This window comes from Agreia bicolorata, assembly GCF_000938265.1.
In the GTDB taxonomy this organism is placed as follows: Bacteria; Actinomycetota; Actinomycetes; order Actinomycetales; family Microbacteriaceae; genus Agreia; species Agreia bicolorata.
The window spans coordinates 570,885-584,566 of sequence record NZ_JYFC01000002.1 but is presented as its reverse complement, the minus strand read 5'-3'; the positions used below and the strand labels follow the sequence as shown (position 1 = coordinate 584,566).

Sequence of the window (13,682 nt, the reverse complement as noted above, 5' to 3'; positions counted from 1 at the left end):
GGTTATGCCTCAACTCCTGCTGCAACGGGAGCCTCTGCCTTGGGGGCGGAGGCGCCAGCGCCTGAATTCGTGCCGGCAGCTCCACGACGGGGACGGTCGCCATCGCGGCGGTCGTCACGACGGTCGGGGCGCGTCGACTTCTGGTTGGCCTGCTCGCGGGCAAGCTCCTTGTTGGTGATGTCGCCCTTGTAGATCCAGACCTTCACGCCGATGCGACCGAAGGTGGTCTTGGCCTCGTAGAAGCCGTAGTCGATGTTCGCGCGAAGGGTGTGCAGCGGCACACGACCCTCACGGTAGAACTCCGAACGGCTCATCTCGGCGCCGCCGAGACGGCCGGAGACCTGGATACGAACACCCTTGACCGATGCGGTGCGCTGAGCGCCCTGCATTCCCTTGCGCATGGCACGGCGGAACGCGACGCGAGCGGTGAGCTGCTCCGCAATTCCCTGGGCCACGAGCTGGGCTTCGGCCTCGGGGTTCTTGACCTCGAGGATGTTGAGCTGGATCTGCTTGCCCGTGAGCTTCTCGAGGTCGGTGCGGATGCGCTCGGCCTCGGCTCCACGGCGACCGATCACGATGCCCGGACGGGCGGTGTGAATGTCGACGCGAACACGGTCACGGGTGCGCTCGATCTCGATGCGGGCGACGCCGGCACGATCGAGCGAGGTGCTGAGCAGCCTGCGGATCTTGACGTCTTCTGCAACGAAATCCGCGTAGCGCTGTCCCGGCTTCGTCGAGTCGGAGAACCAACGCGACACGTGGTCGGTGGTGATACCGAGACGGAAGCCGTACGGGTTTACTTTCTGTCCCATTACTTCTTACCTGCCTTCTTCGTGGACGTTGCCACTGCTGCCTCGTCGGGCGTGTTCAGCACGACCGTGATGTGGCTCGTGCGCTTCAGAATCTGGAACGCGCGGCCCTGTGCACGGGGCTGGAAACGCTTGAGGGTGGTTCCCTCATCGACGAATGCGGCCGAAACGAACAGGTCCTGCTCGTCGAGGTAGCTGTTCGACGCATCGGCCTTGACCCGAGCGTTCGCCATGGCGGACGCGACGAGCTTGTAGACCGGGTCGGACGCACCCTGCGGGGCGAACTTCAGGATCGCCAGCGCTTCGACTGCCTGCTTGCCGCGGATCATGTTGACGACGCGACGAGCCTTCATGGGGGTGACGCGGATGTGTCGCACACGTGCGATTGACTCCACCATTTCTCTCCTCCTTTCGCCACCGCGTTAGCGGCGACGGCCCTTCTTGTCGTCCTTCACGTGACCACGGAAGGTGCGGGTGGGAGCAAACTCGCCGAGTTTGTGCCCAACCATGGTTTCGGTGACGAACACCGGGATGTGCTTGCGACCGTCGTGGACGGCGATCGTGTGACCGAGGAACGCGGGGATGATCATCGATCGGCGCGACCAGGTCTTGATGACGTTCTTGGAACCGGCTTCGTTCTGAGTGACAACCTTGCGATACAGGTGGTCGTCAACGAAGGGGCCCTTCTTGAGACTGCGTGGCATCTTCTACAACTCCTACTTACGCTTCTTGCCGACGGTACGGCGACGAACGATGAGCTTGTCGCTTTCCTTGTTGATGTGCCGGGTGCGGCCTTCCTTCTGGCCCCAGGGGCTCACAGGATGACGTCCACCGGAGGTCTTTCCCTCACCACCACCGTGCGGGTGGTCGACCGGGTTCATGGCGACACCACGCACGGTCGGGCGAACGCCCTTCCAGCGCATACGGCCGGCCTTTCCCCAGTTGATGTTCGACTGCTCGGCGTTGCCGACCTCGCCGATCGTTGCACGGCAACGGGCGTCGACGTTGCGGATTTCACCGCTGGGAAGACGAAGCTGCGCGTAGGGGCCGTCTTTTGCGACGAGACGAACCGAGGCTCCGGCGGAGCGGGCCATCTTGGCGCCGCCGCCCGGCTTCAGTTCGATCGCGTGGATGACGGTACCGGTGGGGATGTTCTTGAGCGGCAGGTTGTTGCCGGGCTTGATGTCGGCAGACGCTCCCGACTCGACGATGTCGCCCTGCGCCAGCTTGTTCGGAGCCAGGATGTAGCGCTTGGTTCCGTCGAGGTAGTGCAGAAGGGCGATGCGTGCGGTGCGGTTGGGGTCGTACTCGATGTGAGCGACCTTGGCGTTGACGCCGTCTTTGTCGTTACGACGGAAGTCGATGACACGGTACTGGCGCTTGTGGCCACCACCGATGTGACGGGTCGTGATGCGACCTGCGTTGTTACGTCCACCGGTCTTCGAGAGCGGACGCAGCAGCGACTTCTCGGGCGTCGACCGGGTGATCTCCGCGAAGTCGGCGACGGACGAACCGCGACGACCCGGGGTGGTGGGCTTGTACTTGCGAATAGCCATTTCTATATCCCTCTGGCCCTAGCCGACAGCGGTGAAGATGTCGATGGTGCCGGACTTGAGCGTGACGATGGCGCGCTTGGTGTCTTTGCGCTTGCCAATGCCGAACTTGGTGCGACGGGTCTTGCCGACACGGTTGAGCGTGTTGATCGACGCAACCTCGACCTTGAAGATCTTCTCGATGGCGAGCTTGATCTCGGTCTTGTTCGAGCGGGGGTCGACGATGAACGTGTACTTGCCCTCATCGATCAGGCCGTAGCTCTTCTCGGAGACGACGGGCGACAGGATGATGTCGCGCGGGTCTTTATTGAATGCGGCGTTGCTCATGCTTATGCCTCGTCTTTCGCCTGCTCGGTGCTCTTCGTCTTGGCTGCGACGAACGCGTCGAACGAAGCCTTGGTGAAGATGATGTCGTCTGAGACGAGCACGTCGTATGCGTTCAGCTGGTCGGCCGGCAGCACGTGCACGGTCGGGATGTTGCGAACGCTCTTCAAGCTCAGCACGTCGTCACGCTCGAGCACGATGAGAACGTGCTTCGAGGTCGCGACCTGGCTGAGCAGCTCGAGAACACCCTTGGTCGAGGGCGTGTCGCCCTGAGCAAGGGACTCGACCACGTGAACGCGTCCACCGCGTGCGCGGTCGGACAGCGAACCGAGCAGAGCTGCGGCGATCATCTTCTTGGGGGTGCGCTGGTCGTAGCTGCGCGGAGTCGGTCCGTGGACGATGCCACCACCGGTCATCTGGGGAGCGCGGATCGAGCCCTGACGAGCGCGACCGGTTCCCTTCTGCTTGAACGGCTTGCGACCGGCACCGGAAACCTCGCCACGACGCTTGGTCTTGTGGGTTCCCTGGCGAGCGGCGGCGAGCTGAGCGACGACGACCTGGTGGATCAGCGGGACATTGGTCTGGACGTCGAACAGCTCGGCGGGAAGGTCGACAGTGCCGGCCTTCTTGCCCTTGACGTCGACGACGTCAACCGTGGTAGTTGCGGTAGCCATGAACTAGGCCCCCTTCACTGCGGTACGAACGAAAACGAGACGGCCACGCGCTCCGGGAACGGCACCCTTGATGAGGATGACGTTCTTCTCGGCGTCGATGGAGTGCACGGCGAGGTTGAGCACGGTAACGCGCTCGCCACCCATGCGACCGGCCATGCGCATGCCCTTGAAGACGCGCGACGGGGTCGAGGATGCGCCGATGGAACCGGGCTTGCGGTGGTTGCGGTGAGCACCGTGCGAGGCGTTGTCGCCTCGGAAGTTGTGACGCTTCATAACACCGGCGAAACCCTTGCCCTTAGAAGTGCCGACGACGTCGACCTTCTTGCCGGCTTCGAAGACGGCGTCGACGGTGAGCTCCTGGCCCACCGTGTAGTCGGCCGCGTCGGCGGTGCGGATCTCGGTGATGTGACGACGGGGCGTGACACCGGCGGCGTCGAAGTGACCCGTAGCCGGCTTGTTCACCTTGCGGGGGTCGATCTGGCCGGCGGCGATCTGAACGGCCACGTAGCCGTCGCGCTCGACGGTGCGGATCTGCGTGACAACGTTCGGCGTGATCTCGACGACCGTGACGGGGATGAGACGGTTGTTCTCGTCCCAGACCTGGGTCATGCCGAGCTTCTTGCCGAGGAGACCCTTGCTGGTCTTGGTGGCGGCTGCTTGTGTAGGCGTAGACATAGTGTTCAGTCCCCCGCTTAGAGCTTGATCTCGATGTTGACGTCAGCCGGCAGGTCGAGACGCATGAGCGAGTCGACGGCCTTGGGCGTGGGATCGATGATGTCGATCAGACGCTTGTGCGTGCGCATTTCGAAGTGCTCGCGGCTGTCCTTGTACTTGTGGGGCGAACGGATCACTGCGATCACGTTCTTCTCGGTCGGCAGCGGCACCGGACCGACGACGGTCGCACCCGCGCGGGTCACCGTGTCGACGATCTTGCGCGCCGAGGAGTCGATGACCTCGTGGTCGTACGACTTAAGTCGAATGCGGATCTTCTGTCCCGCCATGTGTGACTCACTCTCTTGTCTTGCGTCTTACCGCCTGTAGGCAGCATTGGACGCGCTTGCTTGCCCGAGCCTTGCAGCCCGTGCTCGATACGCCCGCAGTCGGTCGCACCACTGTTCTTCTGTCAATGTCCTCGCGGACCCAACCCGTCTCGCCCCGCGCGCAGAACGAACTGCGGTACAAAGAAAAAGGATTGAAGTGTGTTCTGCTGCCCGCGGCCCAGCTCTCAACCTCGGATCACGAAGACCCAGTGGGCTAGCTGTGCACTGCCTGGCAGTGATTCCGCGCACGCAAGGTGACACGAAAATGTTGAACTAGACGAGTTTGCCACACCCGAGGGGCATCGTGCAACCCGGGCGTGTCGCGTTGGGCGTGTCGCGCCAGTGAAGGGATGAGGGCATCCGATCAATCACTCGAAGAGAAGCGCCCGAAGCTCGGATTCCGCCGACCCCAGCCGGTGGGGATCGATAGTGGTCCCCTCCACGTAGTGGTCGACCACCCGGGGGTCGACGTAGCTCTTCTTTGCGATGGAGGGCGTGTTTCCGAGAACCTCCGCGGCATCACGCATCGCCTGAGCGAGAGCCCGCGAGCGAGCGGTGCTGCGCTGCTCAGGGCCGTGCTTGGCCAAACTGACCGCAGCCGCGACAGTGCCGTGCAGAGTGCGGAAGTCCTTCGCCGTGAACTGCCCGCCGGTCTTGTCTCGCACGTAGTCGTTGATCTCGTCGGCGGCGATCGGATGCCAGTTGCCGGCTCCCGCGCGCCAGGCCAGCAGGCGCGCCCGCGACCCGCGATGCTTCAATGCCCTCACGACCGCCGCGAGGTCCGGATCCGTGATGTCGCTCTCCCATGCCTGGCCGCTCTTCGCCGGGAACGCCAGGTGCACGGTGTCCCCGCTGACCCGGGCATGAGCGCCCAGCAGGGTCGAGAGGCCGTGGCTGCCGTTCGATTCGGCATATCGCTCGCTGCCGACCCGCAGCGAACCCGTGTCGAGCATCCGGAATGCCGCGGCCAAGGCGCGTTCCTTCGTCGGCTCCCCGCTTCGGAGATCGATGGTCACCGCCCGCCGCGCTGTGGGCAGCGACTCCGCGAGAGCGAGCGCCCGGTCGAACTTGATGCGGTCCTTCTGCTCTCGCCAGGTCGGATGGTAGATGTACTGTCGACGGCCTGCAGCGTCGATCCCCGTCGCCTGAATGTGCCCGTTGGCATACGGCGCGATCCAGACATCGGTCCAGGCAGGCGGTATGGCGAGCTTTTCTATGCGCTCTCTCAACTCAGCATCGGCCACGGCCGTGCCATCGTGGTTGCGGTAGGAGAATCCCCGTCCGGCACGAACCCTGTGCAGGCCCGCACCCGCGGAATTGCTTCGCCTCAGCCTCACCATTTGCCTATTCTGAGGCAGGTTCGCGTCGGCCGCCTCATCGCGGCCGAGGGCTTGACAAGGGGCGACGCTACTCCGTGCCGACCGCCTTGTCGACTGCGGCCCGAGCACCCTCGACCTGTTCGTCGAACTTGTCGCCGGTCACCTTGTTGACCGCGCCGGCGACGCCGTCGAGCAGCTTGTCGCTGATGTCCTCAGCCTGCTCGCTCTTCAGCGCCTCCTGAACCTTGTTGTCGCCCAGGAACTCCTGCGCCTTCTTCGTGATGTCTTCGAGTCCCATGATTCTCCTTTGATCGGAACTTGTTTCGCCCCATTGTGCTCTTTTCACCGCAGGGAGTCGAGGGCGAGCCCATATGGCTCCTTTCCTTCGACAGGCTTAAACGGCAGCAGGGCCCCACCCGAAGGTGAGGCCCTGCTATGGCGCTACTGGTGAAGAAACGACTACTTGGTGATCTTCGTGACGGTACCGGCACCGACGGTGCGGCCACCCTCACGGATCGCGAAGCCGAGGCCCTCTTCCATGGCGATGGGCTGGATCAGCTCGACGCTGATGTCAGTCGTGTCGCCGGGCATGACCATCTCGGTGCCCTCGGGGAGGGTGATGACGCCGGTCACGTCCGTGGTGCGGAAGTAGAACTGCGGGCGGTAGTTCGTGTAGAACGGGTTGTGACGGCCACCCTCATCCTTCGACAGGATGTAGGCGGTTCCATCGAAACCGGTGTGCGGCGTGACCGAACCCGGCTTGACGATGACCTGGCCGCGCTCGACGTCTTCGCGCTTGGTGCCGCGGAGCAGCAGACCACAGTTCTCGCCGGCCCATGCCTCGTCGAGCTGCTTGTGGAACATCTCGATACCCGTGACCGTGGTCTTGACGGTCGGGCGGATGCCGACGATCTCGACCTCGGAGTTGATGGCGAGGGTTCCGCGCTCGGCGCGACCCGTGACGACGGTTCCACGACCGGTGATCGTGAAGACGTCCTCGACGGGCATCAGGAAGGGCTTGTCCTTGTCGCGGACGGGCTCCGGGATGGAGTCGTCGACGGCCTGCATGAGCTCGAGGATCGCGTCGACCCACTTCTCGTCGCCCTCGAGAGCCTTGAGGCCCGAGACGCGAACGACGGGAGCGTTGTCGCCATCGAAGTCCTGGCTGGAGAGCAGCTCGCGAACCTCGAGCTCGACGAGCTCCAGGATCTCCTCGTCGTCGACCATGTCGGACTTGTTGAGCGCGACCAGCAGGTAGGGAACGCCGACCTGCTTGGCGAGCAGAACGTGCTCGCGGGTCTGAGCCATCGGGCCGTCGGTAGCGGCAACCACGAGGATCGCGCCGTCCATCTGAGCAGCACCGGTGATCATGTTCTTGATGTAGTCGGCGTGACCCGGGGCGTCGACGTGAGCGTAGTGACGCTTCTCGGTCTCGTACTCGACGTGCGAGATGTTGATCGTGATACCGCGCTGGCGCTCTTCGGGAGCGGAGTCGATCGACGCGAAGTCGCGCTGAACGTTGGTCTTGGACGGGAACTTGTCGGCAAGGACCTTGGAGATCGCTGCAGTCAGCGTGGTCTTTCCGTGGTCGACGTGACCGATCGTTCCGATGTTTACGTGCGGCTTGGTCCGCTCGAACTTGGCCTTGGCCACTGGGTCCTCCTCAGGACTCTCTTGCTCCGCATCCGGACAAAAAACTACCGGGTGAAGAGCGGGGGTGTTTGTGTATTGATGTTACGCGCTCCGGTGCTCGCAACAATATTGAGCACCGGAACACGATACAGGACTATTCGCCCTTGTTTTTGTTGATGATCTCTTCGGCAACAGCCTTGGGGACCTCGGCGTAGCTGTCGAAAGTCATCGAGTACACCGCGCGGCCCGAGGTCTTCGACCTCAGGTCACCGATGTAACCGAACATCTCCGAAAGCGGTACATGGGCACGGATGACCTTGATACCGGTCGCGTCCTCCATGGACTGGATCTGGCCACGGCGCGAGTTGAGGTCGCCGATGACGTCACCCATGTATTCCTCAGGGGTGCGCACCTCGACTGCCATCAACGGCTCAAGGATGACCGGGTCCGCCTTGCGGGCGGCTTCCTTGAACGCCATGGAACCAGCGATCTTGAACGCCATCTCCGAGGAGTCGACGTCGTGGAACTGGCCATCGAGCAGGGCTGCCTTGACACCCACCATGGGGTAGCCGGCGAGAACGCCGACCTGGAGGGCATCCTGGATTCCCGCATCGACCGAGGGGATGTACTCGCGCGGAACGCGACCACCGGTGACCTTGTTCTCGAACTCGTAGCTCTTCTCCGCGGTCACCTCCATGGGCTCGATCGAGATCTGCACCTTCGCGAACTGACCTGAACCACCGGTCTGCTTCTTGTGGGTGTAGTCGTGCTTCGGCACCAGGCGGCGGATCGTCTCGCGGTACGCGACCTGGGGCTTGCCCACGTTGGCCTCGACGTTGAACTCGCGCTTCATACGGTCGACGAGGATGTCGAGGTGAAGCTCGCCCATTCCCTTGATGACCGTCTGGCCCGTGTCCTGGTTCTGCTCGGTGCGGAAGGTCGGGTCTTCTTCAGCGAGCTTCTGGATGGCGACACCCAGCTTCTCCTGGTCGGCCTTCGTCTTCGGCTCGATCGCGACCTCGATGACCGGGTCGGGGAACGTCATCGACTCGAGAACGACCTGGTGCTGCGAATCGCTCAGCGTGTCGCCCGTGGTCGTGTCCTTCAGACCGATGACCGCATAGATGTGACCGGCGGTGACAGAGTCGACCGGGTTCTCCTTGTTGGCGTGCATCTGGAAGATCTTGCCGATGCGCTCTTTCTTGCCCTTGGTCGAGTTCATGATCTGTCCGCCAGACTCGAGCTTGCCCGAGTAGACGCGGATGTACGTGAGGCGACCGAAGAACGGGTGCACGGCGACCTTGAACGCGAGCGCGGTGAAAGGCTCGTTCGCGTCGGGGTGACGCATCACGACGACCTCTTCGTCACGCGCGTCGTGGGCCTCGGTGGCCGGCACGTCGAGCGGGGTGGGGAGGTAGTCGATGACGGCGTCGAGCATTGGCTGAACGCCACGGTTCTTGAACGCCGAGCCGCAGAGAACCGGGTAGATCTGGCTCGACACGGTGAGCTTGCGGATGGCGCCCTTGATCTCAGGGACGGTCAGCTCTTCGCCCGAGAAGAACTTCTCGAGAAGGGCGTCGTCGGTCTCGGCGACGGTCTCGAGCAGAAGCTGGCGGTACTCGTCGGCCTTCTCCTTGAGGTCGGCCGGGATCTCTTCGATCTCGTACTTGGCACCCATCTGAACGTCACCCTTGGAGTCTCCACGCCAGGTGAGCGCGCGCATCTCGACCAGGTCGATGACGCCTTCGAAGCTCGACTCGGCGCCGATCGGCAGCTGGATGACCAGCGGCTTGGCTCCGAGGCGGTTGATGATGGTGTCGACCGTGTAGTAGAAGTCGGCGCCGAGCTTGTCCATCTTGTTGACGAAGCAGATGCGCGGAACGTCGTACTTGTCGGCCTGGCGCCAGACGGTCTCCGACTGGGGCTCGACGCCCTCTTTGCCGTCGAAGACGGCGACGGCGCCATCGAGCACGCGGAGCGAACGCTCCACCTCGACGGTGAAGTCGACGTGACCCGGGGTGTCGATGATGTTGATCTGGTTCTTGTTCCAGAAACAGGTCGTCGCAGCGGACGTGATGGTGATTCCACGCTCCTGCTCCTGTGCCATCCAGTCCATGGTGGCTGCGCCATCGTGGACTTCACCGATCTTGTGCGTGATACCCGTGTAGAACAGGATGCGCTCGGTGGTGGTGGTCTTGCCGGCATCGATGTGAGCCATGATGCCGATGTTGCGGACCTTGTTCAGGTCGGTGAGCACGTCCTGTGCCACAGATTGCCTCCGGTTGTTTACTAAGGGGTTTGTCGAACGATGGCGGCGCGGGACGAGGGGCCGGTTCGCGTGGCGAACCGGCCTCTCGACCAGCACGCGCGATTACCAGCGGTAGTGCGCGAATGCCTTGTTCGACTCGGCCATCTTGTGGGTGTCTTCGCGGCGCTTGACCGCGGCACCGAGGCCGTTCGACGCGTCGAGGATCTCGTTGGTGAGACGCTCGGTCATCGTCTTCTCGCGACGGCTCTTCGCGTAGCTCGTGAGCCAGCGAAGGGCGAGGGTGTTGGCACGGTGAGGCTTGACCTCGACCGGAACCTGGTAGGTCGATCCACCAACGCGGCGCGACTTGACCTCGAGGGTGGGGCGCACGTTGTCGAGCGCCTTCTTGAGGGTGACGACGGCGTCGGCGCCGTTCTTGGCCGCAACTCCTTCGAGTGCGTCATAGACGATGCGCTCGGCCAGGCCCTTCTTGCCATCAAGAAGGATCTTGTTGACGAGCTGGCTGACGATCGGTGCGCCGTAGACGGGGTCTGCGACGACGGGGCGCTTGGGTGCTGGTCCCTTACGAGGCATTACTTCTTCTCCATCTTCGCGCCGTAACGGCTGCGAGCCTGCTTGCGGCCCTTGACGGCCTGGGTGTCCAGGGCGCCGCGGACGATCTTGTAACGCACACCGGGCAGGTCCTTCACACGACCGCCACGCACGAGCACCATCGAGTGCTCCTGCAGGTTGTGGCCCTCACCGGGAATGTACGCGGTGACCTCGGTGCCGTTCGACAGCTTGACGCGGGCGACCTTGCGAAGAGCCGAGTTGGGCTTCTTGGGCGTGGTCGTGTAAACGCGGGTGCAGACGCCGCGCTGCTGCGGGTTGGCCTTCAGGGCCGGCGTCTTGGTCTTGGTGACCTTCGGAGTTCGGCCCTTGCGGACCAACTGCTGAATGGTTGGCACTACTTCTCCTATTTTCTGCTGCACGGTGACAGCTTGCTTTCGCGTAGCAATCGGCGGCGCCCGCGTGCGGGATTCAACCGATGTTCTTGTGGACCCGCCGCCTGCACACGCGAACGCCTGCAGAGATTGTGATGGTGGGTATGCCGTGGGGGCGTGCCCCAGATAGGGCCTGCCCTTGCCTTGCCCCAGACTGGTCTGTCGCAAGAATCTCGTCTCGGACGAATCCGAGATGAAAAGTGGGCGTGCAAGAATGCACACACCCGGCAATATTAGCCCGAAGCGGTGCTTCGGTCAAGCGAGGCAGGGCGCTAGAACGGCAGCACCGACGACGAGAACGTGAGCGCACCGTCGACCACGGACACCGTGCCGACGGGCCGGTAGTTCGAGAGGGTCGTGCCCGATTGACCGGAGCGACCGGCGCCGTCGACAGAGTCGGCTACGACATCGAGCGTTCCGGCCGTCTCGGTGGTGACAGACCAGCCGTTGCCCGCCCAGTCGCCTACCGAGTAGGTCGGCCTCACCGTCAACGTCCAGCGGATGTTCGAATAGCTGACGCCGTCTTGCGCGCGCGCCCCGAAACCGCAGCCCGTCGGCGCGAGACTCTGCTGAGCCACGCATCCATCGACGTAGGCGTCGACCGCGGAGCGGGCGGCCGCCGTGCCGGCCTCCGTGAGCGTGGTGGTGACCGCCGCTGTCGCGACGCTTCCCGCGGCGTCGTCGGAGAGTCCGACGACGTTCGCGGTCGCGGGCTCGGCATCGAAGAGGTCGCTGTCATCGACGACCGAAACCTCGTAGTCGCCGGGGAAGGCCCGGAGACTCGATCCGTCGGCCACATCGATGGCATTGCCGTCGACCTGAACAGCGAGGCCCGCCGGCCCCTGAACCTGCACGTCGACCACTCCGAGAGGCAGAGACTGCAGCTGCCAGGTGTCGAAGACCACGAACGTCTTGCCGGCCTTCGCGAGCTCGAACTCCTGGGTGTAACTCGTTCCCCCCTGGGTGATCTTGGCTGTGACGATCGATGTGTCACCGGTCGTCTTCGCCTTGCCAACGGTGAAGTCAGTGATGTGGTTGGCCGACGCATTGTAGGCCTCGTCGGTGAGCAGACCAGAAGGCTTCTCCCCCATGACCTCGAGAGCCGCCTCCGCTCTGCCGTCGACCAGGTCCTGCAGGAATTCCTTGACCTGAGCGTCGGGTGCGACGCTCGACGAAATGGATGCGCCGGCAACGGCCAGACCGCCACCACCGAGAATGAGCACGGCCGCGGCGATGGAGATGCCGACGATCAGCCCCTTGCGCGACTTGCGAGCGCCCGGCTGGGGCTGGAACTGGGGCGGCTGAGCCTGCGTGAACTGCGGCTGCGGCTGCGTGAACTGGGGCGGCTGCGGCTGGAACTGCGGCACGCCCGGATAGCTCTGAACCGGCGGCACAGGCGGCACAGGAGCTGACGGCGCCGGCGGGACGGGCGGCACCGGAGGAAGCGGCGACGCGCCCTGGGGCACAGGGGGAAGGTTGTTGTCTGACATCGAGAGCTCCTCGCTTCGAATCCCGGATACCCATCCAAGCAGAGATCGACCGCCGACACATGGCCTGCACCCGGTCGACCCGATCAGTCGCCCTCCTTCTCCCAAGGCCAGGATGCCCGGCCCTGCCCTGCGCCGAGCAGCGCCAGCCCGACGGCTGCGACGAACGCCGCCCCGATGACCACGATCGTGTACGGGGTTGGCGCCTGGGCAGCGATGACCAGCAGGAGAGCCGTGAGTCGACCGGTCGCCACGAACTGCAGAACGCCCAGAGTGGCGAGTTGCACGGCAACCGCGCCGAGGGCGAGAACGGCGGATGATCCGAGCACCGCCCCCAGGCCCCTGACGGTCACCTCCGACCAGCGCGGCGACGCCAATGCGAACAGGACCGCCGTGGCGCTGACCGCCACTGACACCGGCACGATGATCGGCCCCACGTCAGGATCGACCACCACATCCGTTTCGCCCAGAAGGCTGACGAATCCCCAGCCTGCGACGACGAGGGCGACGAACAGGGCGGTCGCGAAGACCGACCGACCGTAGCGGAGACCGCGGCTCGGCACGGCGATTACCAGGCCGGCGACCCCTGTGGCGCAGTCACCGGAGCCTCGGCCATTGTCTTGTCGTATTCCGCCTGGGCGGCCTGGTTGCGCTCCTTGACCTTGCGGCCTCTGGAGGAGACCCACGCTCCCGTCCAGACGGAGACCTCACGCGCGACGATCGCAGCGACGATCGGCAGCGGGTCCATCAGAAGCGAGCGCAGGAAATCACCGAGGTCGCTCTGACTCATCGTCCATCCCTGAACGGCGAGGTATGCACCGACGATCGATCCGGCATAGACGACGGCGGCCACGGCGAAGCCGCCGATGATGTAGGCCCACCAGCCCGCGCGGTTGAGGATCAGCACAAGGAGGATGAACGCGATGGCGAAGAAGAAGACGGGAACGATAAAGGCGAAGTTGACGAGGAACCGCGTCAGGGTCGACACCGCGTTCTCGACCGCGGGGTTGAAGACGAAGAACAGAGACGCGACTGCCGCGTACACGACGGCGAAGGCGACCGTTCCCAGAAGAGCGATGACGGTGCCGAACAGCCGATTACCGCGCCGAACCGGCTGCGCGGGGCGCGCCACGTACACCGGCGCTGGTGCCTGCGAGTAGATCTCGCCGCCAGGGATGCCCGGGGCCGCGTTCGGAGCAGCCGGCGGTGCGGAGCCCTCGGTCTGCTGAGCGAGCGGAGCGCCCGTGGTGTGCGGGTTCATCGGAGGAACGGTGGTGCGGACGACGTAGGGATTGGGATCCTCCGTCTCGCGGCTCACAGCTGGACTCGTCCACCCCTGCGACGCGGCCGCGCCCTGCTCTGGCTCGACGCCCGTGCGCACGACCACGGGTTCGAGCGTGCCAGGCTCGACGCTCGACGGTTCGGCCACGACGAACTCACGCGCGGATTCAGTCGGCGCCTCACGCTGAGGCTCGAGCCGGCTGTTCTCGGGGCTGTCCTGGGAAAGCGGGTCGCGGTCGGGATCGTTGTTCGTGCTCATAAGGCCATCCTGCCTCCCGGGGTGCCGGTTCGCCAGGAGGCGCGGCCCACGA

At 64.2% G+C, this 13,682-nt stretch carries 17 protein-coding genes; all 17 read right to left on the bottom strand.

The features are described from left to right. Positions 1 to 2: 2 nt before the first annotated feature. The 17 genes from rpsC to TZ00_RS18725 all read right to left on the bottom strand — a co-directional run bounded on the left by rpsC (position 3) and on the right by TZ00_RS18725 (position 13,630). Positions 3 to 812 (bottom strand): 30S ribosomal protein S3, encoded by an 810-nt coding sequence (gene rpsC / locus TZ00_RS06180; RefSeq protein ID WP_044440017.1) that lies wholly within the window; start codon positions 810 to 812, stop codon positions 3 to 5. After that, positions 812 to 1,207 carry a 50S ribosomal protein L22 gene (gene rplV, locus TZ00_RS06175; RefSeq protein WP_044440016.1) on the bottom strand — a complete coding sequence of 132 codons (396 nt, stop codon included), beginning with the start codon at positions 1,205 to 1,207 and terminating at the stop codon, positions 812 to 814. Before rplV ends, rpsC begins: the two co-directional genes overlap by 1 nt. 24 nt (positions 1,208 to 1,231) lie before the next feature. Then, entirely contained in the window at positions 1,232 to 1,513 is a 282-nt protein-coding gene (gene rpsS / locus TZ00_RS06170; protein WP_044440015.1) for a 30S ribosomal protein S19, read from the bottom strand. 12 nt (positions 1,514 to 1,525) lie between these two features. Further along, positions 1,526 to 2,365, bottom strand: a complete 840-nt coding sequence (gene rplB / locus TZ00_RS06165; protein WP_044440013.1) for a 50S ribosomal protein L2 — start codon at positions 2,363 to 2,365, stop codon at positions 1,526 to 1,528. An 18-nt stretch (positions 2,366 to 2,383) separates the two neighbouring features. After that, on the bottom strand, positions 2,384 to 2,689 hold the full coding sequence (gene rplW / locus TZ00_RS06160) for a 50S ribosomal protein L23 (RefSeq protein WP_044440011.1): 306 nt from the start codon (positions 2,687 to 2,689) through the stop codon (positions 2,384 to 2,386). Positions 2,690 to 2,691: 2 nt separating this feature from the next. Next, complete coding sequence (gene rplD / locus TZ00_RS06155) at positions 2,692 to 3,360, bottom strand: 50S ribosomal protein L4 (protein ID WP_044440009.1); 669 nt, start codon at positions 3,358 to 3,360, stop codon at positions 2,692 to 2,694. A 3-nt stretch (positions 3,361 to 3,363) separates the two neighbouring features. After that, complete coding sequence (rplC, locus tag TZ00_RS06150) at positions 3,364 to 4,035, bottom strand: 50S ribosomal protein L3 (protein WP_044440007.1); 672 nt, start codon at positions 4,033 to 4,035, stop codon at positions 3,364 to 3,366. Between the two features lie 17 nt (positions 4,036 to 4,052). Next, positions 4,053 to 4,361, bottom strand: a complete 309-nt coding sequence (rpsJ, locus tag TZ00_RS06145; protein ID WP_018171443.1) for a 30S ribosomal protein S10 — start codon at positions 4,359 to 4,361, stop codon at positions 4,053 to 4,055. Positions 4,362 to 4,768: 407 nt separating this feature from the next. Next, the gene (locus TZ00_RS06140; RefSeq protein ID WP_078713874.1) at positions 4,769 to 5,740 is read right to left on the bottom strand and encodes a DNA topoisomerase IB; all 972 of its coding nucleotides are present in this window, start codon (positions 5,738 to 5,740) and stop codon (positions 4,769 to 4,771) included. A gap of 67 nt (positions 5,741 to 5,807) precedes the next feature. Continuing rightward, complete coding sequence (locus TZ00_RS06135) at positions 5,808 to 6,017, bottom strand: Rv0909 family putative TA system antitoxin (RefSeq protein WP_044440004.1); 210 nt, start codon at positions 6,015 to 6,017, stop codon at positions 5,808 to 5,810. A gap of 161 nt (positions 6,018 to 6,178) precedes the next feature. Next, positions 6,179 to 7,372 (bottom strand): elongation factor Tu, encoded by a 1,194-nt coding sequence (gene tuf, locus TZ00_RS06130; RefSeq protein WP_044440003.1) that lies wholly within the window; start codon positions 7,370 to 7,372, stop codon positions 6,179 to 6,181. Positions 7,373 to 7,505: 133 nt separating this feature from the next. Beyond that, positions 7,506 to 9,620: an elongation factor G gene (fusA, locus tag TZ00_RS06125; protein WP_044440002.1), complete on the bottom strand. Its 2,115-nt coding sequence runs from the start codon at positions 9,618 to 9,620 to the stop codon at positions 7,506 to 7,508. A 102-nt stretch (positions 9,621 to 9,722) separates the two neighbouring features. Continuing rightward, positions 9,723 to 10,193 (bottom strand): 30S ribosomal protein S7, encoded by a 471-nt coding sequence (gene rpsG, locus TZ00_RS06120; protein WP_044440000.1) that lies wholly within the window; start codon positions 10,191 to 10,193, stop codon positions 9,723 to 9,725. Continuing rightward, a complete protein-coding gene (gene rpsL, locus TZ00_RS06115) occupies positions 10,193 to 10,567 on the bottom strand; it encodes a 30S ribosomal protein S12 (RefSeq protein ID WP_044439998.1) in 375 nt (124 codons plus the stop codon). The genes rpsG and rpsL overlap by 1 nt, the downstream gene beginning before the upstream one ends. A 308-nt stretch (positions 10,568 to 10,875) precedes the next feature. Beyond that, positions 10,876 to 12,093 (bottom strand): zinc ribbon domain-containing protein, encoded by a 1,218-nt coding sequence (locus tag TZ00_RS06110; RefSeq protein ID WP_044439996.1) that lies wholly within the window; start codon positions 12,091 to 12,093, stop codon positions 10,876 to 10,878. A gap of 83 nt (positions 12,094 to 12,176) precedes the next feature. Beyond that, positions 12,177 to 12,653 carry a hypothetical protein gene (locus TZ00_RS06105; RefSeq protein WP_044439994.1) on the bottom strand — a complete coding sequence of 159 codons (477 nt, stop codon included), beginning with the start codon at positions 12,651 to 12,653 and terminating at the stop codon, positions 12,177 to 12,179. Between the two features lie 5 nt (positions 12,654 to 12,658). Further along, positions 12,659 to 13,630 (bottom strand): hypothetical protein, encoded by a 972-nt coding sequence (locus TZ00_RS18725; RefSeq protein ID WP_052521342.1) that lies wholly within the window; start codon positions 13,628 to 13,630, stop codon positions 12,659 to 12,661. Positions 13,631 to 13,682: the final 52 nt, after the last annotated feature.

Bases quoted from the DNA above. Each gene is read 5' to 3' on its own strand.
- TZ00_RS06135 (WP_044440004.1), bottom strand. From the start codon at position 6,017: ATGGGACTCGAAGACATCACGAAGAAGGCGCAGGAGTTCCTGGGCGAC.
- rpsJ (WP_018171443.1), bottom strand. From the start codon at position 4,361: ATGGCGGGACAGAAGATCCGCATTCGACTTAAGTCGTACGACCACGAG.
- rplC (WP_044440007.1), bottom strand. From the start codon at position 4,035: ATGTCTACGCCTACACAAGCAGCCGCCACCAAGACCAGCAAGGGTCTC.
- TZ00_RS18725 (WP_052521342.1), bottom strand. From the start codon at position 13,630: ATGAGCACGAACAACGATCCCGACCGCGACCCGCTTTCCCAGGACAGC.
- TZ00_RS06110 (WP_044439996.1), bottom strand. From the start codon at position 12,093: ATGTCAGACAACAACCTTCCCCCTGTGCCCCAGGGCGCGTCGCCGCTT.
- rplD (WP_044440009.1), bottom strand. From the start codon at position 3,360: ATGGCTACCGCAACTACCACGGTTGACGTCGTCGACGTCAAGGGCAAG.
- rplW (WP_044440011.1), bottom strand. From the start codon at position 2,689: ATGAGCAACGCCGCATTCAATAAAGACCCGCGCGACATCATCCTGTCG.
- rpsG (WP_044440000.1), bottom strand. From the start codon at position 10,193: ATGCCTCGTAAGGGACCAGCACCCAAGCGCCCCGTCGTCGCAGACCCC.
- rplV (WP_044440016.1), bottom strand. From the start codon at position 1,207: ATGGTGGAGTCAATCGCACGTGTGCGACACATCCGCGTCACCCCCATG.
- TZ00_RS06140 (WP_078713874.1), bottom strand. From the start codon at position 5,740: ATGGTGAGGCTGAGGCGAAGCAATTCCGCGGGTGCGGGCCTGCACAGG.
- rpsC (WP_044440017.1), bottom strand. From the start codon at position 812: ATGGGACAGAAAGTAAACCCGTACGGCTTCCGTCTCGGTATCACCACC.
- rpsS (WP_044440015.1), bottom strand. From the start codon at position 1,513: ATGCCACGCAGTCTCAAGAAGGGCCCCTTCGTTGACGACCACCTGTAT.
- rplB (WP_044440013.1), bottom strand. From the start codon at position 2,365: ATGGCTATTCGCAAGTACAAGCCCACCACCCCGGGTCGTCGCGGTTCG.